Source organism: Anabaena sp. TISTR 8404, from assembly GCF_056847745.1.
This window is the reverse complement of sequence record NZ_CP180578.1, coordinates 3593021-3618201: the sequence shown is the minus strand read 5'-3', so window position 1 is coordinate 3618201 and position 25181 is coordinate 3593021. Positions and strand designations below refer to the sequence as shown.

The following is a 25181-nucleotide window of genomic DNA, read 5'->3' as shown; positions in this document are numbered from 1 at the left end:
CACGCGGATTTGATTTGGGTTATGTTCCAGTTTAAGCTATTGGTATTGCTCCTAAAATTAGTATTAGTTCTCTTTGTTTTAAGGTGTTGGGTAACGATCTGCAATCTTTTCCAATCTAAGCCCCTACTAATTTCTCAATCATTCCCCCCTAGAAGCAACCGTCAGAGGTTAAAGCAATTCTTAAAAGTTAGACAGAAAAAACAACGAGAAGTTGTACAAAAATATTGCACATAAATTGCAATAAAATCTAAATTGGCAAGCAAGCAAAATCATTACTCTCAGAATTATGTTGCAAAAACTTTTTCAGGGTATAACACTTCTGAGTTGACTATGTAATTGATTTTGCTAAATCGCTTAGTAAACAAGTAACCGTATGATAGTCAATAGAGAATACATAGTAAAGATAAACCCCCAGTTTTCAACTAAAATATCTTTGCTGCTTGCTGTACATAGTCAGACAGTACCAAGTTTGCTTTCCTACTATTCCATCCACTGTTAAATCTTGCTTATCTTGAAAAGCTTTAACAGCACTCTCGGTTAAAGCGCCAAAATACCCATCTACTGGAACAGCATAGCCATTGGCTATTAATAGCCGTTGTAAAACTCTGACAGCTACACCTGAATTACTAAAACCTAGATTAGGTAATCTTTGTTTATTGAAGCTTTGAGAATTTGCAAGAACAATATCATTATTATTACTATTTTGTTCTATAATTGACTGTTGCCTATCAAGAAAACTCATTTTTTGAGATTTCGTAAACACCAGCTTTTCTCTACGTTGTTTTGCAGTTAAGCTTTTTCTTTGAGAAAACTCATTTTTCAAGACTTGAGAAGAATTTATTTTAGATAATTTGTCTAAACTTTTGGTAAATATTTCTCTTGTCTTTGTTATTCGGCTCTTTTGAGATTTAGACTTAAATACTAATGGAACGATCCGTAAATTATGGCTTAGCCTCATGGCTTTAGTTGATGCAACTTTTGCTTCTGAAATTATCTGATATGACTGATTCTGCATATCTTTGTGTAACTGAGTTACAGACAGGTTAAGTAAATTGGGCGAAGACACTTGTTCTGTCATCAATACGCTTGCCATTAACATTGTGATATTGTTCATTGTACTGGCTAACTAAAGGTGGACTAATTAAGAGAAAACACGGATACTCTTGCTCTACAAAAGCATGACATATCTGTATCAGCTATTGAAGAAAACCTGAGTAATCAAGCCATTATAAGCGCAATATTTTAGATTTAAAGAGTCCCCAAGAGGCAGAAGTCGCTGTACGGTTTTATTTGGTGAGTTTGGTGGGGTATTTAGTCAAGACTGAATAAGGATGAAAAAATAAGAAATGTCCGTACTGTTAAGTATGCTACTAAACCGAAAAGCTATTTCGCTTCATTTAACCCAGAGTCACTATCTTTCTACCTAATGATGAAAATTTATCTTGTCCTCATATCACTGCATCCCAGCCCTACCCAAATTGTTCACCCATAGCTTCACCCTCCATCAGCCTGTTTTGAAACAACATCAACATCAGCGTATAGTCACGGTGGGCAAATAGACTTTGCGTTTTGTGGCTACATCCAAGATAGCTTGCACTTCACTTGATGTCTGGTATGCTTTTGATCTGTAATCTGAAGTTACACCGTGCATTTGTACTAAAAAAGCTCATAAGCCTGGCGAGCTAATAAATCTAGCGTTCGACCTGTCCAAGCCAGTACCCATGTAAAGTCTGCATCCAAATAGACTTCTTATGGTAGGCTAAAAAATCATGTTCAGCTCCTCAAATTCGCTTCGCAAGACCCTTTGGCAATTTGTACCCAGTAAGGCGGAAGCAAAAAATCCTAAAAGCCGCTTTAAGTAAGCATTAGCGTTTTTTGTTTAGGGGTAACTTCAGTGTAATGCTTAGTCAGTTTACCTTTAGTTGGTTAGGCATTCATTTGAGCTTGTATGTACTGTCCAGGTTACGTGATGAAATAGTTGTTCCTCTATCACACAAGCTCAAAGGTTTATCTCTAATTATTTTGACAAGCTCTTATTTCTTGGGGCATAGAAAAGCCTTAATTGCTTTATAGACTAATTTAATATATTGTATTACTATTTTAGTTTCAAAAAATCTTATACCTAATTTGTAAACTAAAGTTAAACACTTACTATGTAAGGGTTTCAGTAATTTCAATTAATACAGCACTTATTCGCTGAAACTTAAAACCTAGCAATAACTTGAGTCCTCTTAAGATTGTCTTTACGAATCAGCTCTTATAATGTAAGCTTTCTGGCAACTTTAGCCTTAAATATATATTTACCTAAAATGAAACCAAGCGCGTAGACATGAAGTAATCCTTAATGGGAGAATATTTAATGAGAAGTAATTTATCAAGTAAATGTTAATCTTTGTAATGCTTTACAGTCGCCTGTAAAGCATTACATTTAATTGCAGATTAGCTTAGGGCTAACTTTTAAACTTCTAAATATTCAAATATCAATATAGTTATATAGCCTTAATGCCGTCTCTATATTTAGTTTACTCTATGAACGATTTCTCAAAAACCTCAATTGATTATGACAAATAGCTATTACAGATAGCTACAGTCATAATCTAAATTTTATTAAAGTTATCTTTAATAATAAAATAATCAATGAAATAGGTAATGATTATTTATGAATGCATCATTAATTGAACATCAAGTAGTTAAGTTTTTGTCAAAAATTACTGGACAAAATCTGACTCAAAGAGATGTTACACCATTGGTCATATTTGTTGCTAATTTGATTATAGTCTTGCTAGGAGTAATGTTTGCTGATGGCAAAGTTACAGATAATGAAAAACAAAAACTTGTCGAGATTTTAGATCGATTTAGTACACCAGAAAGTGACATACGTAGATTTAAGTATTTGATGATCAAAGGAGTTAAAGAATATCAGCTTTATCTAAAATTTAATGAATTAGTAACCATAAGCAATCTTCTTTCAGAATCAGAACGATTATTGTTGATTGGTTTGGGCTATGAAATGTCTACAATTGATGGGAAATTGGGCTGGCGTGAACAAAGGTATTTAGAAACTTTAGCTCAGTTTTTAAGTGTTAAACCGCAACATTTTGCAGTTTTATCATCTGCATTTCAACCTCAAGCAAATTTAGATGTGGTAGTTCTTGATGAGGTAGATGATTTACTAAATATTTTACATCCTCAAGAACTTAAGACTGAAGATATTAAGCAATATTCTGATGAATTGAATGAAGCTATTAATCAATATTCTAATGAGTTGAAGGCTCTGACTGTTAATCCTAAAGCTAAAAAAACACAACCGCGTGTTTCCATATACTATGAAGGTTTGAAAAAATTTCAAGGGTTTAGCCAGCAATTAGGTAATTATTGTCATCATATTTTTCAGATAGTTCAAAATTGTCATGAACTTGGCTTTCTATCTAAAGATTTAGTTGACGAAGCTAGTAGCTTATCAAAAAAAATCGAATTACATCGATTTCGGTTAGCAATTATCGGAGAGTTTAACCAAGGGAAATCAACCTTAATCAATGCTTTGCTTGGTGAAGAAATTCAACCAATGCAAGACATTCCCTGTAATGGTACAGTAGTAGTCTTAAAGTATGGGATGCAAAAACGAATAGTCTGTCGTTATCAAGATGGACGTGAAGAAGAAATATCATTTGATGATTACCGGCAAAAAGTAAGTATTGTTCAAAATAATGCAATTGGTTTTCTAAATGAAGAATTAGTACAATCTGCGATTGAAGAAATCGTTGTTGAACATCCAAACTTGGCATTGTGTAACAGTGGTGTAGAAATAATTGATTCACCAGGGTTAAATGAAAATCCTGAACTCACAGCTATTACTCAAAGGTTGCTTCAACGTATTGATGCTGTTATTTTTGTTACTAATGCTTCACGATCGCTAACGCAAGGTGAACGTGAATTATTAAATCAATTGAAAATCCAACTCAACGGTGGTAAAGATGAAGAACCAGCAAATAACTTATTTATTGTGTGTAACTTTATAGATTTAATTAAAACAGAGAAAAGTCGTGAGCAAATTAAAAAAAGGATTCACACAATTGTTGAAGGTGATAGACCAATAATTACAGGTAAAAACCGTGTTCACTTTATTTCAGCTCAAGCTGCACTGAGTGCTGTTCTGAATGGATACGAAGATGAGTATAAAAAAAATTTCGATGTTTTTGTTAAATCAATTGAAAGATTTTTAATTATTGAACGTGGAAGGTTGAAACTTCAGCCATTGTCTGAACAACTTAATAAATTGATAAAAAAAATGATCAGCAATCTGAATGAATTCAAAGATGAGTTAGAAACTAAAATCAAGATTGCTGAACATGAAAAACGTAAAATTTTAGAGCAAATAGGAAGTTTTAGTGGCCGTGATGTAAAAATAACTTTATTAACAATAAAACTTATAGAGCAAGCTCTTGAACAAGTTAATGTTTCCTGGAATGAGTGGAATGAAGGTTTAGAGAAACGTATGATATTAAGAAGTGAGCAATGGAATTCTGACCATAAGCTCTTTTGGAAGCAAGATAAATTAATTCGTGACTACATTCAGTGCTTTGTTAGAGACTTATCAAATGAAATTGATGAGTGGGTTAATAATCAATTAAAAAATGTAATTTTGCAACAGAGCTTACTAAGTCTAAATAGAGATATTAATTATGAGTTAGATGCAATTCAATCTGATGTGAGCTTGTTAGAAATGAGAAGCAATACCCTATTCCGTGAAGAGCTAAAACTCTCTATTAATGATATTGCTGATCAATTAATTGAATTAGATAATATTGATTTTAGTGCTGCATTAAAGGCAGAATTACTAGTCTTTACTGGAATTGGATTTATACCTGTTACGTTAGCTAATATTACTGGGGTAATTGCTAATTCTTTTGGCTCTATGCTAGATGCCGATGGATTTCATGAAGAGATTAAAATATCTGTTTTAGAAACAGGACTTCAAAAATTTGATGAAGCCTTAGATAAAATTTATGAAAAATTACAGGAAAACATTGAGAAATTTTTTGATACTAAAGTTGAAGCAGTAAGTCGAGTCATTGAAGGAGCTATATATGCGTATGAAAAACTTTTAGAACAGCAAGAAAAATTTCATCAAGAAATGCTAGAACAACATTATGCAACAAAATCTCAGATTGTAGACAAGTGCGAAGCACTTGAGCAAATAAATAGTAAAATTAGCAAAGATATTGCTTTATGGTATTCTGAGGAAATTAATAAAGTAATGGTTAAAATAGAAAATAATTGATTCTCTTAGAAAAGATTTTGATTTCAAATAGTTTTTTAGGATGATCACTTTGTGTAAATTACAGATGTTCGATTTGCATTTGGTAAGCCAGTATCTGAGATGAGAAAGTCATGCTAAGTTTTGTGGACAGTAGCCTAATCCGTGAATAAAATGCTTTCGGAATGCTTCAATGTCCTCACACTGTGGACTACCATGAGAAACGACTGCTACCTGATAGCGGCGCATAACATCTATTGCGGATTGCCCTGCTTCTAAACTCATCAGAGCCATAGTCATGAGATTAGATGGGAAGTAAATGGTACCCAATTCATTCAAGAAAGCTCTAAAGTCAGCATCTATCTGAGGATCAAGAGGGGAGTTCATTTTTACCATAACAACCCAGCCATCAATTTGACTAATAACTGTGACAAATTTGATGGGGAAAGAAGGGTGACTACGTAGGAAATATATGAAACGTAGTGTAAGACTAGCGTTTGCTAGATGGTAAAGATATTTCATATATGTATGAAATTATACTAAGAAATTATATATTTATTTGCTGCTAATCAAAGTTGACAGTTATGAGGGAATAACTGTTGAAATTCAGTGAGGACTTTACTCTTGATGAGAATAGAGTTGAGGAACTCAGGTAAAGATTATTCAAGGCTACATTTGGTTTAGTGAGTATTTGATAATACACAAACAATATGAAGAACTTGTGAGCAAGTAAGTTTAACTTGTTGTCACTCCTCAAGCGATCGCTTTGAGCAATTGCCGAGATACCTGTAAAAAGAAACACTTTATAAATAAATATTGCAAAAAATGCTTTATTGATTTACTAAGTTAACCAACCATGATATACGGCAAATAAAAATTTTGCACGAAAAAAACTCAGCTTTCATCCCTTAGTTGCTTATGCTTGCCAATTCATCAGCTTTTTAGACAATATTTTCCTTTGAATAGTCAAGTTCAACTTGAGTTTGAGATAAAGCTAAATCAAGTTTCTTAACTATTTAATTTAATAAATTACATTTTGCATATATTTCAGCTGAGACCCTAATTTTTTCCTTGACTCAACTGATGCCAGACATAGAGTTAATCTAGTGGTAATACGGAGGTTTTTATTTCTATTAATAATTATTTTATTTATTTGTTATTACAATCAGTAGACCGAAAACTTTTGTTCGCTAACGAAAAAGTCAGGATTTCAGATGTCGTTCTTAAGAATTTCCATCATGACGACAAGCTATCACTCTGAAGCCCTCCCACAGAACAAAAGTTATTGAAACACAGATTAAAACCTGATTTCAGATTTTTATATTCCTCAGTGAAAATGAAGATCTGTTAAGTCTTCTGGAAAACTTTTCGGTCTACTGACAGTTTTATTATCTACTTGCTGTTCAGGGTTTCTCTGTTTAGGTGCAACATCTACCTTTTACAACGTACAATATGCTGTTTGAATTTACACCTACTATTAAAGCTGGCATTGCAGCTGGTAAATATTCAGAAATATTCAGTAGTGGAATCCCTATTGGTATAGTAAGGGATACGGTATCTGGCAGTTTTTTCGATCATGCCGTTGATATTCTAGTTGATAATCATCCTTTATCACCACTTGTTGTACCTGTTCAGTTCCTCATGACAGGAGCAAACATGGTGCAGAACAATCTAGCTGTCTCAGAAAGAAATCAGCAACATAGTTTTTTACAAACTGGGTTACATTCGCTGCAAACAAGCCTAGAAGTTCTACAAGCAACTATAGCTTTGATTGAGTTAGGCTCGATACCGAGTGTTGCATTAGAAGCAGTGAACTTACACCAGACGCTCAAACTTAAAAAAGAAGTTGAGCAAATGCAACTTGAAGTCAAAAACGGCTTTATTGATTTGCAACAAGCTCTCAAAACTCAAAGAGCCGAAGTTAGGCAACTTGCCAAAGAAGTAGTCCATAATATTAATTTTGAACAGCATTATGCAGTTTTATTAAAAGCTTATGGACTGTTTATCCAGGCACTTCATCGTTTAGGCTTAGCATTAACATTACAAGATACTAGTCAAAAGTATGCTGAAATTGACAGTGCCAGAGAAATGTTATTTGAGGCATTAGGAGATTACATCAATCCTATACCACTAGTAAAAACCTCTGCACCTAGTCAACTTCGTAGATTTGAATGTGCTTGGGTAATTGAACAAGCAATTATGATTACATATCAAATGCAGAATGAGGTGCTAACTATTAGCGATCAGCTTTCCCATCTTCGCGATAAAATTAAGGAACAAATATGTACGGTAGTTAATAATTGTGAATCTTACGATGAGCTTAGTTTTATCTTTCCCGAAATTAGCCGGATTTGCAAACACGATTTAGCTATTTTGGAAGTATGGCAGGCACGGGTTAATTGGGTACGTTCACTTTCAGCGATGGAAATGAAATTTTTAGCTAAAAATGATTGTACGACTTCAGAACTAGCGGATACCTTAGATAAACATCAAGGTACAAAAGTGCTACTAATCCCACCCGAACAATTAGCATACGAAGATTTAGCTGAAAAATCTCATTTCTACTCTCTGCTTGACCAATTGATATTTATGCTCAAGCCTGTTTTACGTCAGGAATACGAAGTTTATATCAACCAACAAGCTCATGTCAGCGGTCACAAGACATTAGTTCAAAAGAACCTACAACAAGCTTCTGATATGACAATTGCAAATCTTTATTACTACTTCAAAGTCAGAGATGAGTCCAACACAGAAGAGACTTTAGAGGCAATAACAGCATAACGTTCTTGGAAATCTCAAATCATCTGAGTTCGGGATAAGCTGAAACCATTATTCTATCGTTGGCTAAAACTCCTATTCCTTCATATAACTAGCAGCAAAATCGTCTTAACCCGAACTGAGGTTAAAATCCAAAATTGGTTGACCTGACTTCAAAAATGTCAAATTTATTGACGATCGCACTAATAATTTCTTGCTCTACTGCTGTAGTTTGATTATCAAGTTGAGCAATTCTTTGGCATTGTGCTAACAGCGGAATAGCAAAATCACGGTTGAGTTGATTGAGCAGTGTATCTAAAGGTTGCGGTGATTTGATATTGTTAGCGATCGCCGTTAATGAATTTGGGCTGAGGTTCAATGCTTGCAATTCTGGTAAAATTTCTTCCCAGGTTTTTTCGGGATGGCTGGCAAGAATCATGTGAACTAAAATTTTATCCATGATCACTTGTTGAGCGATCGCAGTTTCTAAGTAATTTTCACTTTCAGCTTTCAGGGTTGCCAAAGTTTCTGGTGATGTCAGAGAAACTGATTCATCCAGTTTGGCTTCGTAAAATCGACAAGCTGCGTACCCTAGAGAATAGCTTAAGGCAGCATTGGAACTAGTGGCGATCGCTGCACCCGCAAACGGCACATTTCGCAGCAAAGCCAGTCCAGTGGCTTTTAATAGGCGATTACCACCCAAACCTAAACCAAAAATTGTTAAAACTTCCCCTTTACGTGCTGGGTCTTTTAAATCTAGCCCATAGGCAGCTGCAATTTTATACAGCATTTCTGATTGCAATTTTAGTGTAGCGGCTAAATCAACTGCTAATAACGCTGCTGCTACCCCTGGTAAAATACTACTTGCAAATCCAATCCCCCCAGCTTTCGTGGCTGTTTCCAGCATGATGCGGTGAGAAATTTGGCTGGGTGATTCCTGGGGATGCTGTTGCTGGAGTTTTTTGACTGTGGCTGCTGCTTTTTCTAAGTCAACATTTTCACTCGCACCAATTAGCCAATTAAGGTTTAAAAATCCCGATAGTTTTCTGATTAACCAATTTTGGTTGAGATAATCAATTAACTCACCAGTGCTTTGAGTGGCTTGTCCAAATAACTTATTTGTATGTTTTGCTGCTGCTATACTAAATCCGAAAGCTGTATCTACAAATGTTTTACCTGTGTTAGCTAAAGAATCTAATAGTGATGGTTGCTTTGTGGCGGATGTCTGATTTGTGATTTTTACTTCTGGTTGTTGTTGGGGTTGGTCTGCCATTGTTTTGACATTATTTTAAAAGTCTCTCTAGTCTGGTTGTAGCGAATTTTATAACGGCTTGACATCTCCCAACTAGTACACTTTTTCCGTTGAAATATGGCAACTAACTATGAAAAAGGAGGTGTTGCAATGTATCTCACCCAGAGGAGTCAGCGCTGTGCGGGGGTTCCCACCGTTGAGGCGAATGGCGTGCGCAGAGTTGCAGAGAGGATAAAGATTTTATTGATGCCAACTATTAATACTCAACGTACTTCTTTGACTTGTAGCTTATAAACTTTGTCATCCTTAGTTTCTAAAAAATTATTCTTTTTCAGAATTTCATAAAGACTAATATCTTTCTCTAGCAAACAGGCATGTCCACTATTTGGCAGTACCAAAACCTCAGCATTGGGGAGAATAGCAGCTATACGCCTAACTTCGGTAACAGAAGGTAAAAGCCGATCATTTGCACCAGCGATTAACAAAACTTGTTGAGTTAAAGAACTTAACAGGCTGTCATTAACTTCAAATTCTCTCAATAAAGCCAACCGCCAGTTAACTGTTTCTGATGGTACAGAACGCATGGTTTTTAGTAGTTCGTGGCGATCGCTTCTAGTCATGCGTTCTAAGGATGCCAAAAACGGCAATAAACCCAATGCACCAACATCATAAAAACATTCTGGTACTAAGTATGATAGCTGGGATGCCCAATCCAAAAAAGGACGCAGGCGGAAAGCCGAGGCGGGATTGATCAGAATAATGCGTTTGAATAAATTTGCTGCTTTGGTTGCTACTTTCATCGCCAAGCAGCCCCCAAATGATTCTCCACACAGATAAACTGACCTTTGGGAACTTTTTTCTAATTCTGCATGAATTAAGTCCAAGACATTTTTCGTTAACTCTTCCCAAGTAGTTAGGTCTTTTCTGGGGATTGCCAAACAGCGAACATCAAAGCCAGCTTCTAGTCCCGATGTTTGTGATCGCAACAACTCACCAGTGCCATCCATTCCTGGCAAATAAACAAACAACGGACACTCTGGTTGTACTCTTTTAGGAGTCAGAAAACACGGCTTTAGCTCAACTTCTGGCATTGTAAAATTGTAATTTCCTTTGGGTTTTTCATACATTTACCTGCACACTATAACCATCTTTTGACGTTGGCGATCGCTTGCTAGATTCAGTTCCGTATTACAGGCATATATCTGTTACAATCTTAACTCAACTAATAATAACTCACTTAACAATATAATTGTAGACTTGTCTTCTACTCAGCACTTTAATATAAAATAAACTGCTCATCAATATAACTCAATCTTATCAAGAGATAGCTTCAGGCAATATTTAGCAAGATATATCAAAAATCGGCAAAAAAATACAATAGTATTAATGCCAAATTACTCAGAACTTCCTGCTATGAATTGCCTTTTCTGTAGCTTTCTGCATTAATAGCAACCTTGTTGCAGTAAGGTGGCAATTTCGCTGTGACAGTGTTCGGTTAACTCAGATACAACACTTTTTGCTTGTTTTCCATGATATTGACGTTGATGATAGTTTGTAATCCAATAAGGACGACCAACTAGCACAGCCACTCGCTGGTATATTACTAATGGATGCCAGCCATATTGGTTGAATAAAGGTTCTGAAGGGTCGAATAAACTCAACAGTTTTAGGGGAAAAGCTGTGGTGTTAACTTCTTCTAAAGAGGCGATCGCTATTGGTAAAATTGCTAAGTCTGGTACACCAGATCGCAAAGCCAAATGAGCAAATCCTCGTTGAAATTCTCCCACTACAGATGCCGGAGTTGATTGCACCATTGGTTCAGCCCCTTCAGGAAAAACTCCTACCATCTGTTTTGACTGTAATAGCATCTGTGACTGTGCAAAAAAGCTTTGCTGTCGGTTTTCAACTGCCTCTAAAGGAAAACAACCTAATTGTCCCGTGACAATTTCTCGCAAAATAGGTACTTGTCCCATATAGTGATGGCAAGCAAAACGAATCGGACTCGATAATGCAGCCATTAAAATCATGGCATCCATAAAGCTGCGGTGATTGCTCACTATTAACAAACTTGCATCACTAGGAATGCGATCCTCGTAATAGCGAAACATTCGTGTGGAAAACGTTGCTAAAAGCAAGCGAGAAATGTCCAAAGGGCTATTTAGACTCATATCTAAATATTTTTTTGGGAATATATCGTAGTTTATCTTGACTCAATTTTTACATTTCTTTACTATTACTACGACCGTCTTAGGATAGAAATGTCTTATCTACAAAAGGAAATGGTTTTTCTATGTTTGGAGCGTTGTACTTTTAGTCACAATATATGTAATAAACAACATTGGATCAAGAATATTAAATTTAAATTTTTGTTTGTAGTTCAGAAATTAGCCCGATTTGTACTTAATACCAAACATTTCTTAACTCTAGAAATTTGCTACTATTAAGGTGAGGTTTGAAAAAGCAATAGTAATGTTGTATAATTGCCTAGTTTTGCCGTCATAATTAATTAAAAAACGTTTTAATAATTTAGTTTTTATTTTGCATGAACCTAGTGGATAAAACAGACAAGACATTTGCACTGACAACACCCCTCTATTATGTAAACGATGTACCGCATATTGGAAGTGCTTATACAACGATCGCCGCAGATGTAGTAGCTCGGTTTGGGAGGCTAATGGGGCATCGTGTACTGCTAATTACAGGTACAGATGAACACGGACAAAAAATTCAACGTTCAGCGGAGTCATTAGGAAAAGCGCCGCAAGAGTTTTGCGATGGGATTGTTCCTAGTTTTGTGCGTCTGTGGGAGGTATTAAACATTCAATATGATCGCTTTAGTCGGACAACAGCCCCGCGCCATGAAGCGATCGTCAAAGAATTTTTTGGGCGAGTTTGGCAAAAAGGTGATATCTACCAAGGACAACAAAAAGGGTGGTACTGCGTAGCCTGTGAGGAATTTAAAGAAGAAAGAGAATTATTAGAAGACAAGCGTTGTCCTATCCATACTAATAAACAAGTTGAGTGGCGAGACGAACAAAATTACTTCTTTCGTTTATCTAAATACCAGAGCCAGCTAGAAGAATTTTATCAATCAAACCCAGATTTCATTCAGCCTGAAAGTCGGCGCAATGAAGTCTTAAGCTTTGTCAGTCGAGGTTTGCAAGACTTTTCAATTTCTCGAATTAATCTTGATTGGGGTTTCCCTGTACCAACTGACCCTAAGCACACACTGTACGTTTGGTTTGATGCACTGCTGGGTTATGTCACAGCATTATTAGACCCTGATGTTGAACCAACCTTAGCCAATGCTTTAGCAACATGGTGGCCGATTAACTTGCATTTAATTGGTAAAGATATTCTGCGTTTTCATGCAGTTTACTGGCCAGCAATGTTAATGTCAGCCGACTTACCTTTGCCAAAAAGAGTGTTTGGACACGGCTTTTTGACCAAAGATGGTCAAAAAATGGGTAAAGCACTGGGTAATACCCTCGATCCCATCGCCCTAGTCGAGAGTTATGGTAGTGATGCAGTTCGTTATTACTTTCTTAAGGAAATCGAATTTGGCAAAGATGGCGACTTTAATGAAAGTAGATTCATTAATGTTCTAAATGCAGATTTGGCAAATGATTTAGGTAATTTGCTCAATCGCACCTTGAACATGGTGAAGAAATACTGTGCTGGCAATGGATTGTCAATTACAGATGAAATTATTTCTGCGGAAAATCCTTTGAGAACAATTGGTTTAAGTCTAGGGGAACAGGTACAACAAGCATACCAAGAGTTAGCTTTCAATCAAGCCTGTGAAGCGATCCTGTCATTGGTGCAAGCCAGTAATAAGTTTATTGATGAACAAGCACCTTGGTCACTATATAAACAAGGACAGCAGCAGGAAGTAGAAAAAGTACTTTACGCAGTTCTGGAATCGGCTAGACTGTCAGCTTATCTGCTTTCACCAGTTATTCCCAATATCAGTAGCGAAATTTATCGACAACTGGGTTTTGGAATCAACTTTAACGAACAAATTAAAACAGCGATCGCTGCCCCATTTTCCATTCATTCTAAATGGGGGGTACTATCTAATAAACAACAGTTGGGGAATCCTCAACCAATCTTTAAACGCATAGAACCTCCTAAAAACGATTAGTTTTTTTAATCTCTTTCAGACCATTCTCTTATCTCTCAAAAATCTCAAAAAATTTATCGGGGCTGAACTTAAATCATTAGCCCCGGAAAATTATCATAAACACTCTAACTAAATGTGCAAGTTGGAAATTTGTATCACAAATAACAAGATAAAAACCGAGGTATGACAACAATGTTAAATAATTTAGAAAATGACTCGATATTTACGCCAGAACAAGTTTTAGAGAATCGAGGTCGAGTCGCCATTTTTATTGATGGCTCAAATCTATTTTACGCTGCCTTGCAATTAGGAATTGAAATCGATTACACCAAGTTATTATGTCGTTTAACAGGTGGATCTCGACTGTTGCGGGCTTTTTTCTATACAGGTGTAGATAGAACAAATGAAAAGCAACAAGGTTTTTTATTGTGGATGCGTCGTAATGGTTATCGCGTCATAGCTAAAGATTTAGTCCAGCTACCAGATGGTTCTAAAAAAGCCAATTTAGATGTGGAAATAGCTGTTGATATGATGGCTTTAGTTGACTCTTATGATACTGCTGTTTTGGTGAGTGGTGATGGCGATTTAGCCTACGCCGTCAATTCTGTAAGCTATCGTGGTGTAAGGGTAGAGGTTGTGAGTTTACGCTCAATGACCAGTGATAGCTTAATTAATGTTAGCGATCGCTACATTGATTTAGAAGCTATCAAAGAAGATATCCAAAAAACTCCACGCCAGAGTTATCCATATCGCCCTCTCACAGGTATGGGTTTTTTGGATGACCCCACAGATCATGACGGACATTTAGAAATTCAAGATACATGAAGGATCAGCAAGGCAGGCAGATAGCAAAAAGAAATTTAAGATTTATGGGGGGAATAACAAATAAATCCCCCCACTTTCATACATTTCCTTTTTTGAATTTTATTAAATTAAAAATAAATTGGTATTACCTGCCTTTAACTCTAATTTTAATAATTAGTTTAGGAGCTTGTGGTAAACTTCCCACAGGCTCTAATCAAAATAATCAAAATACATCAGCAGAAGATTCAGACAGTAACTTAACTTTTTTTGATGTAACTTTAGAACAAGCTGATGAAATCGGGCGACCGCTTTGGAAAGTGCAAGCTAAAAAGGCAAAATACACCAAAGAAAAACAAATTGGTCAAGCCGAAAGTCCCTATGGGGAGTTATATCAAGATGGCAAAGTAGTTTACCAAATTAAGGCAGAACAAGCAGATATTGAACAAGATGGTAAACGGCTATTTCTCAGGGGAAAAATCTTGGCTACAGACCCTAATAATGGGGTGGTTTTGCAAGGAAATGAAATGGAATGGCTACCTAAAGAAGACTTATTAATTGTTCGCAATCAAATCAACGGTAAGCATAAACAATTACAGGCAGTAGCGCAAGAAGCACGAGTTAAAACCCGCGAACAAGTAGCAGAATTTATTGGCAAAGTAGTAGCCAACTCTACTGATCCCCAATTACAAATGCGGACTGAGCATTTAATTTGGCAGATTAAACAAGAAAAATTAATTGGCGATCGCCCTTTACAATTTGACCGCTATAAAAATAATCAAATCACAGATCGTGGCCGAGGGAATTCCGCCGAAGTTAACTTAAAAACAAAGATTGCTACCATCAAACAAAATGCCCAAGCAGATTTACTAGACCCACCAGTGCAGATACTGAGTAACTCCATGATTTGGGACATGAATACAGAAAATGTCAAGACAAATTCTCCGGTGCGTGTCTTCCACCGAGTGGAAAAAATGACGGTAACAGGGAATCAAGCTGAAATGAAAATACCCCAAAAAACGGTTTATTTAGTAGGAAATGTTAACGCTGTTGGTCAGCGTCGCCAGTCTCTAAAATCTCAGAATTTAACTTGGTATCTCGATAAAAAATTACTAGAAGCCCAGGGAAATGTCGTTTATCGACAAGCCAACCCAGCCTTAACCTTCAATGGAGATACCGCTGTAGGTAATCTGGAAACAGAAAACATTGTTGTCAGTGGTGGTAAAACAGGTGGTCGCGTAGTCACAGAGATTATTCCTGAATCACCAAAACCGAGGAATTAGGAAAAAATCGCAGATCCTCGACTTTTTTGAAGATGCAGATAGTGAATCAGAATCACCCTTAATTGAACGGGAGTTCTACTGACTGAAAAACCCCTCTCCAAACCTCTCCCCTGCAAGTGGCGTAGAGGCTTAAAAAGTTTAGATTTCAGCCCCTCTCCGCGTCGGAGATGGGTTGGGGAGAGGTTCATCGAACTTACGCTAATTGAGATATTTTTCGTTATTCCACCAGATGTAGAGACGTAGTACTACTACGTCTCTACAAGCAAATTTGTAGGTGAATGAGAAATCTTATCCATCATTCACCTACAGTTTCCTTTGATAAATTGCATTTGCTAAGTCATATTTTTGTTCAAATCTTGTTCTAGATTCTTCGCAAATGATCGCTTGATTTCTGGAATGGCTTCTTCAATAATCTGATTCACTAAAATAGGATTTTGTTTGAGAGCATTGTGAATTTGATATTTAAGTTCACGTTTGATTGATGCTAACTGGTCAGCTATGTCTTTATCACTAATCTTCTTTCTCACCCATACAGGTAGATCAGTTTTTCTAAAAAGTGTCAAATCCTTAGTAAGGATACCAGATAGTTTACTAGGTAAATCCCAAGCATTTGTTGAAATCGATAGAATACCCAGTAGTAATCCCGCAATTGTAGGTTGCATTAATGTACTTAGAAGAATGATTAATGCTATAAGTACAATGATGCTTAGTGAGCCGGAAAGTATTGTGATAGCCAGAAGAATTCCAAATAAAAGTTTTTCGGAAAGTACCCTGAAGGTTGGTGATTTACTAAGATTATATATTCTCCCTTTGAGCTTAACCTCATCACTTGTACCAAAAATTAAACCTTCAAATTCCCTAATATCTAAACTATACTTGTGCGCTATGTTAGAAATATTTTGCTTTAAGATAGTTAATATTTTAATTATCCAATCATTTACTTCTGTCTCCATCAAAATTCTTGCTACATCACTATCAAACCATTGTGATGACTCTATAACTACTTGATTTTCTAAATCAAGAATTGTGAAATAACCAACATTGCGATCGCGCCATCTCTTTATACAAGGCGTAAAAATCTTTTCAATTAAGCCATCCGCTAATGAATTTGCTAGTGAATCAAGTAATAAATCAGCTTTTTTCTCAGCTTCATACTGGAAAACTAAATCTAACCAATTATTAAATTCTTTCTTCAAGGCTTCCGCTCTTTGAAACTTGATTCTTGAAGCCTTGGATAATGTTGTCGCTATCTGAATCCAATATCCTTCCTCAGCAATATAAAATATTTGGGGAGTCATCTGAGACGTAACTCCAGTTACCTTCTTCTTAGCATATTCATGTAGTTCAGCAATTGAAATGTACCCATCATCGTCTTCATCTGCTGCTCCTGTGCGGATACCTTCTACCAAATAGCGAGTATAAATTGAAAGTTCTTCATTATCTGGAAATAGCGAGTATTGAGTGGGGCTAGATGAAGTAAGAACTGCTCTACCTGTACCGCCAAGTTGAGCTTGGATGTCAACTTTCAAGTCATCCTTTGCACTCATACCTTTAGCAAAAGCTGCACTGAAACAGCTATCCAAAATGATTACTTGCCGTTTGGAACGACTTTTAGACATTTGCTCTTGAATGAAACTTGCTGCTACTGAAGTTGGTGTGATTAGCTTCCCATTCTCAGCTTTACGAGTTTCTTTTGTAGAAAGATATAGCTTTCCGTTGTCGTCTATGTCTGTTATGCCATGTCCCGAAAAAAAGAAAAGTACCAAGTCATCTTTTTTGCGTTCCGAAAAGAGTTTATAGATGGCGATTTCCATATCCTGTCGGGAAGGATTATGTAGCATTGTTACGTTATCTTCAGGAAAACCACCCATTTCTGGATGTACTAGAACTTCACGTAGCGCCTCAGCATCTTTTATCGCAGTTGGTATTGGCGTTAAACCAGGCTCGTATTCACTAACGCCAATTAATAGAGCAAACTTTTCCATAGTAAAAATGTGCTATGTGGAACTATAGCTATGAATTATTATTGGAATGCTGAAATAGCCTGGAGGATGTTGGGTTTCGTTCCTCAACCCAACCCATACCAGAGTTAATTTTTAGCCTTAACTGAACAGTATTGATTTATAAACTAAATATTTGGTAGTGGATTGACAAAGCTAACTAGGACAACAAAGGCAAAACACTATGGCATTTATATATTTTGCCTTTTACCTTTTACTTTTTGCTTTGTTTACGGCTGACTGGGTGCAGTACAAGCACTATTAAAACCGTAAGCTTCTTGCCAATGTTTCACAGTTCCCTTGCCGATAGGAAAAACTTTAGTATCACCATTGGCAAAGGTTAACCGAGCGCGAACTTCTTTTAGTGGAGCTTTGCGTAAAATGTTAGCAGCATCAGCATTGATGGCAAATAAAGTATCCGACATAAACCAAGTATTGGTATACGAAACGTTGCGACTATTTTCGTATTCGGTATAAGTGTATTTACCCGAAAAGCCTCTGATTTTGCTATTAGGACTAGGAGTTAATTGCAGAATTTGACCATCAATACCTAACTCTAAAGTTGTCGGGGCAATTTCTTCTAAAGTCGCTTTGCCATCTTTAGGGGCTGTTTGGACGACGATTTTGGTAAAGCAGCCTTCAATTTTGCTCCCCCACATAGAAACAACTACAAATCTGCCAGGACGAGGGCCGCTAAAAGGACTTTTAATTAAACTGCTTAATGGATCTTCACCGTGGGCATCAATGACTACTTTACCTAAAGCAGAATTGACAAGGGTATCTTGAATATTTACCAGTTTACTAAAAGGTAATCCACCACCAGCCCAAGGCATACCATTGACTGTATTGAGTTTATCTTCATCGATCGCAGTTTGCGCGATCGCTCTTACCGCATAAAAATTTAGCAATGTTGGTAATAGTAATCCAGCTAAAAAACTAAATTTTAAAAACTTTTTCATCTTAAAAAATTGATTATGTAAAACTAATTAGATATTTAACAAACTCTACCAGGACACGAGCCTGATGCCCCTCCAGAACCATTGATGACACTTGGTCTGCCAATGGTGGGAACATTAGCCGATGCTGGCTTTTCTTTTGGTTGAGAAATCGGTATTGCAAATTTTAAAGTGCTAACAGCTTGAGAATTGATAAAGATTTTGATAGGAATGCCTAAATTAAAACCAACTTTTTCACCTCCGAAAGTATCTCTAGCACCTTGTCCGTGAATGCCAATTAAACGTCCGTTATCATCCAACACAGGGCCGCCACTCATACCGCGATAAGTAGTGTTGTTGTATATCAAGGCATAACCATTCCTAGGTTGAGCATTTGTCCCAACAATTTGCCCCATAGGTACCAATACAGTGCGGTTTTCGATGCCATTTAAAGGTTCTGGTGCGCCGGATACATAGACAGTTGTCCCTTCTCTGGCAGTATCAGAATTACCAAAAATGGCAATATTGTGAGTTTTATCGCTGTTAAACTGGATAATTGCTAAGTCTGCCTCTGGTACACGGGTAATTGATGTTGGTTGCACTTGATATTGCGTCTGATCCCGTGTTTGGATAGTGTAGGTTCCTGGTTCATCCACAACGTGCCAATTGGTGAGAACGCTGTAAGTTTTGCCTTTGCGGTAAATGATGACTCCAGAGCCAAGTTTGGGGCCACTAATGAGTACAGTAATATCTTTAGCAAGATTAGTGACATCCTGAGCGGTTAAGGGTCGGGCAATTTCTGGTTGCGTAAAAGCGATCGCTCCCCCGATAATTGCTGTTGCTAATCCACGATCAAGTCTCATAATCTGAATACCAATTTAAAAAATGATAGCGACCGATTGACAGAAACTAGACACAGACAGTAATTTCCAATTAACAATCTAAAATCTAAAATTCAATATTGTATGACCTCTAATTAGCCTTATTGAATACAGTAGTAATCGTAGTTTTTCCGGCTTTTGGCATGATTTGCATTACCTTTGTTATCGGTACAGCCCAACTCAGGCGAATAATCATTTGATGCAATCTTTCATCAGCTTTGGAACCATCAGCAAATACCGAAGGTTGATCCCACAAAGGATAGGCTTGCATTCCATTGATACCCACCACCTGACCCCGACGATTTAATAGAGGGCCGCCACTCATACCGTTTTTAATGGTGTTGGTGTAGCCTAGCTGATAACCCCCTTCTAAAGGTTTGGCTAACACTAAGCTCACCTTACCTGTAGTAAATGCAAAACTTTGCTTTTTACCTGCCTCTTCCACCGCGGGATAGCCTGCTGCAAATACCTCATCTCCTGGTGTGGGAGGTACACCAACAGAGGCTACTGCATAGATACTGCCTGCACTTTTGAATTGCAACACAGCCAAATCGTTTTTCCCGAAGTTTAAGCGTTGAGGTAAATTAGCTGTATAAATCTTACCATCCGCAGTTTGCACACGATAGGGGGGATCACCAGCTTGTAATACATGAGCATTGGTCAGTACTGTATATGTCTTGCCGTTACGCCGCAACAGAATACCTGACCCCAAAAAATCCTGGGATATAACCTTAACAGTAATAGACCGAGCCTTTTGTGCCAGTGGGATGGACTGAGCAATATAATTTGGTGCAGGAATACTGACAACTGGTGCTGATGCCGACATGGTAAGGGAGATACTGGCAATACAGACAACCAGTGTCAACTGAGAACAATTCATCTACGTTTATAAGTGATATGAGATAGCGATCGCATCTTTATTCATTAATATCTTGATTAATATCGCTATTTTGCTCATTTGTAGCATGATTCAGATAAGTATCAAAATCAATATTCAACGAGTCTCCGCCACTTTCGTTGAGTACATTCCCAGCCACTAACCCCCGACGATTCATCAGTCTTCTCAACGTTGCTTTCGCATTACTACCACGCTTGAGAGTAAATAACAAAGAACTATCTGTGCAAGGAGCGTTTTGATTCACCGCCGCACAGACTACAGGTTCACCCCTCAGAACACCAGTTTTAATATACTTTAGTTTGCCATTGTCATAACTTCGTTGAAATCTCCGAGATACTTCATAACAACGGCGTTCCGTGTTCCACTCCCTAGGAAAGTAATCCTGAGATGACCATTGAATCATTGGCACTTTTCTGCCATCTTGAGTCTGAGCAACTGTCACAGGTACACCCTGACGCTTTTCACACTTGAAGATAGTACCTCCTGCATAACTGGGCTGATTGATAGTTGCAATCATACTCAACACAGCCACAGAAGTTACCCCAATCCCCATCAACCCTTGGCCAAACAACCTCAATTTCATGGTTAACACCTAACTTCCTCGACAATATCAAGCAGCTTACTGAAAGCTTAAAACATAATTGACCGTAAATTTACGGTAATAGTTCCAAAAGGTGGATTTCTCTTAAAGCTAGTCGTAGTACGACATCAAAACAATATTTTTATGAAAAGTAATTTACTTTCATGAATTTAAAATTTGCTATTTATGTTTTTTATTACTTACAAGATATTAAAGAATATTTTTTATTTAATTCATACTGTTGACATACAAAAAACACACGTTCTTTATATTATTGCAATATATTAAGTCAAAATCATTAATGTTTGTAACAAATAATTAATGACCTTCCCTTTCAACATTATTATTGGCATTCCTTTGTATTTCAACATTATTAAAGCAATTGGAGTTTCATAAAGTGGAAGCCATCAAGAAAGAAGAGATAGTTACGAACTCTTTAGAACTACCAAAAGTGCTAGAAATTTTAGAAAAAATCGGAGTCTCTGGCTACACAGTAATTAAAGATGTTACAGGTAAAGGAGATAGAGGTAAAGTTTTTAATAATTTAGAAACCCATACACTCACTAATGGATATGTTATGAGTGTTTGCACACAAGAACAAAAACAAGAATTAGTAACCACAATTGAGCCAATTCTGAAAAAGTTTGGAGGTGTGTGTATTGTCTCTGATGCCAAGTGGATTGCTCATTAGATAAGCTCTGAGGAGACGTATTGATAGTATCAGCGTCTCTAAAAATCACATTTAGCTTATTACTAGGAGTAGTTAACCGTGCCAATCAAACGCATAATTGAGGGGCTAAATGAATTTCACGACAATTATTTTATTACACACCGCGAACTATTTGAAAATTTATCACAAGGGCAGAAGCCAGAAGTATTATTTATTACTTGTTCTGATTCACGCATTGATCCTTTTTTAATTACACAAAGCCAGCCTGGAGATTTATTTGTCATCCGTAATGTGGGTAATATTATTCCTCCTTATGGCTCACCGCATGGTGCTGAAGGTGCGGGAATAGAATACGCGATTCAAGCTTTAAATATTAACGATATAGTCATCTGCGGACATTCTCATTGCGGCGCGATGAGAGGATTATTACAGATAGGTAGTTTGGCACAGCAAATGCCTTTAGTTTATGACTGGTTACGGCATTATGCTGAACCTACTCGCCGTCTTGTTATGGATAATTACAAAAATTATCCCAGTGATAAACTCTTAAAAATTGCAATTGAACAGAATGTGCTGACGCAAATAGAAAATTTGGAAACACATCCAATTATTCGTTCTCGACTGCACAGCGGTCAACTCACTCTTCATGCTTGGATTTATGAAATTGAAAGTGGAGAAGTTTTTGCTTATGATGCCGATACTGGTCAATTTAAGATTCTGGAAAATCGGCCATTCCCTGTACCTAATCCGTTGATTGGTGTATATTCAGAGTAATCAATTTTTGATTTTTGATAGGGTAATAATTAAAATTTAAACTATTTATTACCCTGCTTTAATTCCAGATTACACTGAATACTGCAATGAAAAATTTTTTGTTTACGAAGAATAGAGATTCGCTTCGTCAAAAAATGTATGAATATTGGGAAGTAGTGAAGCAATGGTTTGTCAGTACACCGGAGCGATCGCTGGCAAAAGCCTACGAAGCTGCGCAGAAAATCAGAAATATTGAAATAGAACATTTTGGGAATCAAAGCATCTCTGCTACTTCAGTCAATGAGACTGAAAATGTAATGTCTTATTGGCAGGGTATACTTAGACAAAACTTAACTATTATTAAACTGAGACTAGCCGAATTTCAAACCAGTCGTTCATTATTAGAAATTTCTAATCCAGTTTTATTAAACAAACTCCAGTTTATTGATGAAGTTATTGCTAAATATCAGCAGCAATCAGTAACAATTAGCAATACAGATAAACAATCAATATCTAAACCTGTAAACATTGAAGGGGAAATTTATCAAAATACATCTAATTTCATTAATCCTAACCCCAATCATCAAAGCATAGGATTTCTACCTAGTTCTATCGGTAGAACAATTAATAGAATTACAACTGATTTTTCTCCGCAGGCTGAAGCAGATTTTCTTCACAATTATCACATTTCTCAAAATCGGACTAGAACATCTATTAGGTTCTTGATACTTTTGATTGTTATACCTTTGTTAACACAGAAACTATCTAAGGAATTGTTAGTTAGTCCGATAGTAGAGCGTGTTAGAAGTGAACAAGTAAATCAAGTTTTTATCAATTCCGAAATGGAAGAAGAAGCTTTCAAAGAGTTAAAGGCTTTTGAAGAAAAATTAAAGTTTAAAACTTTACTCAATAAAGCCCCAACTTTATCTCCAGAGGTAATTGAAGAAAATATCAAGCAAAAAGCAATTGAAATAGCTGAAGAATTTCGTGGGAAAAGCAAAGAAGCTATTAGTAATGTTTTTGCTGATTTGATATCATTAGCGGCTTTTGCCTTAGTAATAGTTAACAGTAAAAGAGAAATTGCTGTTCTTAAGTCTTTTATAGATGAACTTATCTTTGGTTTGAGTGATAGCGCTAAAGCTTTTCTAATTATTCTGGTCACTGATATATTTGTAGGTTTCCACTCTCCACATGGCTGGGAAGTGATTCTCGAAGGATTCGCAGAGCATATTGGAGTAGCAGCTAATAGAAATGCAATATTTCTATTTATTGCCACATTTCCTGTGATTTTAGATACGATTGTTAAGTACTGGATATTCCGTTACCTCAGCCGCTTGTCACCATCAGCGCTAGCTACATACAAAGAAATGAACGAGTAGTAGTACCAATTGCCCTGCTGAAATTTGTGCTGTGAATAATCTTGGGAAATTAATCTCCTTCTTCTGTTGGTTTAACATTGCCGATAATAATTGCTTGAAAGAGGTTTTTGATAAACCAGAAAATTCCTGTAATTAACACAACAATCATTAAACTAGCAAGGGCAGCAAAAGGAGAGAAAATCAACAAGACTAACATAGCGAAAATCACACTAGTGATTAAGGTCTTATTCATATCGTTCAACCTGTTATAGTTTCTGGTGTTAGATTAACTAACAACAGGGCTAACAGTCCTATATCTGAGAGTAGGCATTTGGATTAAGCTAAAAAATATCTATAGCAATCCTACTGAAACTACTCGTATATGTAGGGAGTGGGGAGTATTTATATGAGTCTTTTTTGTCTAGTTCACGGTGCTTTCCAAGGTACTTGGTGTTGGAATTTTTTAATTCCCTACTTAGAAGCACAGGGCCACAGAACTTTAGCAATGGATTTGCCAATTGAAAATGCTTCTACTACTTTGTCTCAATTTGCAGACGCAGTAATTCAAGTGCTGCCTAAAACTGATGATGATATTGTTTTAGTTGGTCACTCAATGGCTGGTACGATAATTCCCCTGGTTGCAGAAGCAGTAAAAGTACGTCAAATAGTATTTGTGGCTGCGCTACTGCCGTATCCTGAAATCAGTACGCTTGACCAGTTTGCTCATCAGCTTGATTCAAAGACGCTTCAATCATTCAATTACCAAGCAAAAGACCCCAGTAAACTCGAACAGTTCCATGATGAGCCTGGTATGTATAAACCAGATTCTATGGGGAAAGATTATTCAGATGAAGCAGTATTACGGCATTTTTTCTATCATGATTGTCCACCGGATGTAGCACAGTGGGCGATCGCAAAAAGTCGATCACAACAATCTCTAGCATATATTTTTGAAACAAATCCTCTCAAAGCTATACCTGCGGTTGAGCGTAAATATATTGTTTGTACTAATGACCGAATCATATCTCCTGCATGGTCAAGCTACGCTGCACGCAAGCGTTTAGGAGTTGATGCGATTGAGCTACCTTCAGGACATTGCCCACATTTGTCTTGTCCTGACCTACTGGCTTCAGTATTATCGTAGGGGACAAGTTACAGGTGACAAAGTTAAAACACAAAAAGTTGAGGGGTGTATCTTAAGATTCCGCAGGTTGAAATCGTGATTTCAGTGATGTGCAGTTATATCCCCTATTTTTTGAATAAATCAGGGATATAGTAAACAGTCAAAAAATTAATGATACAGATAGTGAACACCTATATTTGTGATAACCCGCAGAGAAAAATGGATAAAGTCGAGCTTAGTTCCATGACAAAATAGCAAACGCAACAAAGAAGACCTAGCTAGGGACAGGGCGGCCGCATCTTCATTATTTTTAATGAAAACCAAAGTTAAACATCAACGAAAAAATCAGCATTTACTGCTTGATTTACTTTCCTAGACTCAAAGCAATCGCTTAATAATTTCGCAATAAGCAAGGATTAATGAGAAAAATACAGAGTTTATTGAGAATGAAATAGCCTGATTGATATTTCTCAACAATTTTATCGAGTTTTAAAACATGCTCTAGGCTGC

Annotated in this window: 20 protein-coding genes; 9 read left to right on the top strand and 11 right to left on the bottom strand. The window is 36.7% G+C overall.

What is annotated here, in order from left to right:
* Positions 1-418: 418 nt before the first annotated feature.
* Positions 419-1114, bottom strand: a complete 696-nt coding sequence (locus tag ACMX3D_RS15570) for a peptidoglycan-binding domain-containing protein (RefSeq protein WP_482746805.1) — start codon at positions 1112-1114, stop codon at positions 419-421.
* Between the two features lie 1545 nt (positions 1115-2659).
* Between ACMX3D_RS15570 and ACMX3D_RS15565 the strand changes: the two genes are divergently transcribed.
* Positions 2660-5281, top strand: coding sequence for a dynamin family protein (locus ACMX3D_RS15565; RefSeq protein ID WP_482746804.1), 2622 nt, complete (start codon positions 2660-2662; stop codon positions 5279-5281).
* Between the two features lie 108 nt (positions 5282-5389).
* Here ACMX3D_RS15565 and ACMX3D_RS15560 read toward each other — a convergent pair whose 3' ends face one another.
* Positions 5390-5779, bottom strand: a complete 390-nt coding sequence (locus tag ACMX3D_RS15560) for a hypothetical protein (RefSeq protein WP_482746803.1) — start codon at positions 5777-5779, stop codon at positions 5390-5392.
* Between the two features lie 930 nt (positions 5780-6709).
* Between ACMX3D_RS15560 and ACMX3D_RS15555 the strand changes: the two genes are divergently transcribed.
* Entirely contained in the window at positions 6710-8038 is a 1329-nt protein-coding gene (locus ACMX3D_RS15555; RefSeq protein ID WP_482746802.1) for a hypothetical protein, read from the top strand.
* 121 nt (positions 8039-8159) lie between these two features.
* Here the strand turns inward: ACMX3D_RS15555 and ACMX3D_RS15550 are convergent, their stop codons facing one another.
* From ACMX3D_RS15550 to ACMX3D_RS15540, 3 genes are all read right to left on the bottom strand, one after another.
* Positions 8160-9287: a hypothetical protein gene (locus tag ACMX3D_RS15550; RefSeq protein ID WP_482746801.1), complete on the bottom strand. Its 1128-nt coding sequence runs from the start codon at positions 9285-9287 to the stop codon at positions 8160-8162.
* Between the two features lie 242 nt (positions 9288-9529).
* The gene (locus ACMX3D_RS15545) at positions 9530-10357 is read right to left on the bottom strand and encodes an alpha/beta fold hydrolase (protein WP_482746800.1); all 828 of its coding nucleotides are present in this window, start codon (positions 10355-10357) and stop codon (positions 9530-9532) included.
* A gap of 351 nt (positions 10358-10708) precedes the next feature.
* Positions 10709-11434: a lysophospholipid acyltransferase family protein gene (locus ACMX3D_RS15540; RefSeq protein ID WP_482746799.1), complete on the bottom strand. Its 726-nt coding sequence runs from the start codon at positions 11432-11434 to the stop codon at positions 10709-10711.
* Positions 11435-11808: 374 nt separating this feature from the next.
* Here ACMX3D_RS15540 and metG point away from each other — a divergent pair, with 374 nt between their 5' ends.
* From metG to lptC, 3 genes are all read left to right on the top strand, one after another.
* A complete protein-coding gene (metG, locus tag ACMX3D_RS15535) occupies positions 11809-13410 on the top strand; it encodes a methionine--tRNA ligase (protein WP_482746798.1) in 1602 nt (533 codons plus the stop codon).
* A 171-nt stretch (positions 13411-13581) separates the two neighbouring features.
* Complete coding sequence (locus ACMX3D_RS15530; RefSeq protein WP_229539581.1) at positions 13582-14214, top strand: LabA-like NYN domain-containing protein; 633 nt, start codon at positions 13582-13584, stop codon at positions 14212-14214.
* Positions 14211-15473 (top strand): LPS export ABC transporter periplasmic protein LptC, encoded by a 1263-nt coding sequence (lptC, locus tag ACMX3D_RS15525; protein ID WP_482746797.1) that lies wholly within the window; start codon positions 14211-14213, stop codon positions 15471-15473. The genes ACMX3D_RS15530 and lptC overlap by 4 nt, the downstream gene beginning before the upstream one ends.
* A 332-nt stretch (positions 15474-15805) precedes the next feature.
* Here lptC and ACMX3D_RS15520 read toward each other — a convergent pair whose 3' ends face one another.
* From ACMX3D_RS15520 to ACMX3D_RS15500, 5 genes are all read right to left on the bottom strand, one after another.
* A complete protein-coding gene (locus ACMX3D_RS15520; protein ID WP_482746796.1) occupies positions 15806-17458 on the bottom strand; it encodes a caspase family protein in 1653 nt (550 codons plus the stop codon).
* A gap of 245 nt (positions 17459-17703) precedes the next feature.
* Positions 17704-18432: a hypothetical protein gene (locus tag ACMX3D_RS15515; protein WP_482746795.1), complete on the bottom strand. Its 729-nt coding sequence runs from the start codon at positions 18430-18432 to the stop codon at positions 17704-17706.
* A 35-nt stretch (positions 18433-18467) separates the two neighbouring features.
* Entirely contained in the window at positions 18468-19271 is an 804-nt protein-coding gene (locus ACMX3D_RS15510) for a S1 family peptidase (RefSeq protein ID WP_482746794.1), read from the bottom strand.
* Positions 19272-19380: 109 nt separating this feature from the next.
* Positions 19381-20169 (bottom strand): S1 family peptidase, encoded by a 789-nt coding sequence (locus ACMX3D_RS15505; protein WP_482746793.1) that lies wholly within the window; start codon positions 20167-20169, stop codon positions 19381-19383.
* A gap of 37 nt (positions 20170-20206) precedes the next feature.
* A complete protein-coding gene (locus tag ACMX3D_RS15500; protein ID WP_482746792.1) occupies positions 20207-20770 on the bottom strand; it encodes a COP23 domain-containing protein in 564 nt (187 codons plus the stop codon).
* A gap of 394 nt (positions 20771-21164) precedes the next feature.
* Between ACMX3D_RS15500 and ACMX3D_RS15495 the strand changes: the two genes are divergently transcribed.
* From ACMX3D_RS15495 to ACMX3D_RS15485, 3 genes are all read left to right on the top strand, one after another.
* Positions 21165-21458: a P-II family nitrogen regulator gene (locus tag ACMX3D_RS15495; protein ID WP_482746791.1), complete on the top strand. Its 294-nt coding sequence runs from the start codon at positions 21165-21167 to the stop codon at positions 21456-21458.
* Between the two features lie 78 nt (positions 21459-21536).
* The gene (locus tag ACMX3D_RS15490) at positions 21537-22211 is read left to right on the top strand and encodes a carbonic anhydrase (protein ID WP_482746790.1); all 675 of its coding nucleotides are present in this window, start codon (positions 21537-21539) and stop codon (positions 22209-22211) included.
* 86 nt (positions 22212-22297) lie between these two features.
* Positions 22298-23569 carry a proton extrusion protein PcxA gene (locus ACMX3D_RS15485; protein WP_482746789.1) on the top strand — a complete coding sequence of 424 codons (1272 nt, stop codon included), beginning with the start codon at positions 22298-22300 and terminating at the stop codon, positions 23567-23569.
* Between the two features lie 49 nt (positions 23570-23618).
* Here the strand turns inward: ACMX3D_RS15485 and ACMX3D_RS15480 are convergent, their stop codons facing one another.
* Positions 23619-23801 carry a hypothetical protein gene (locus ACMX3D_RS15480; RefSeq protein WP_482746788.1) on the bottom strand — a complete coding sequence of 61 codons (183 nt, stop codon included), beginning with the start codon at positions 23799-23801 and terminating at the stop codon, positions 23619-23621.
* Positions 23802-23954: 153 nt separating this feature from the next.
* Between ACMX3D_RS15480 and ACMX3D_RS15475 the strand changes: the two genes are divergently transcribed.
* On the top strand, positions 23955-24692 hold the full coding sequence (locus ACMX3D_RS15475; RefSeq protein WP_482746787.1) for an alpha/beta fold hydrolase: 738 nt from the start codon (positions 23955-23957) through the stop codon (positions 24690-24692).
* Positions 24693-25181 lie beyond the last annotated feature (489 nt).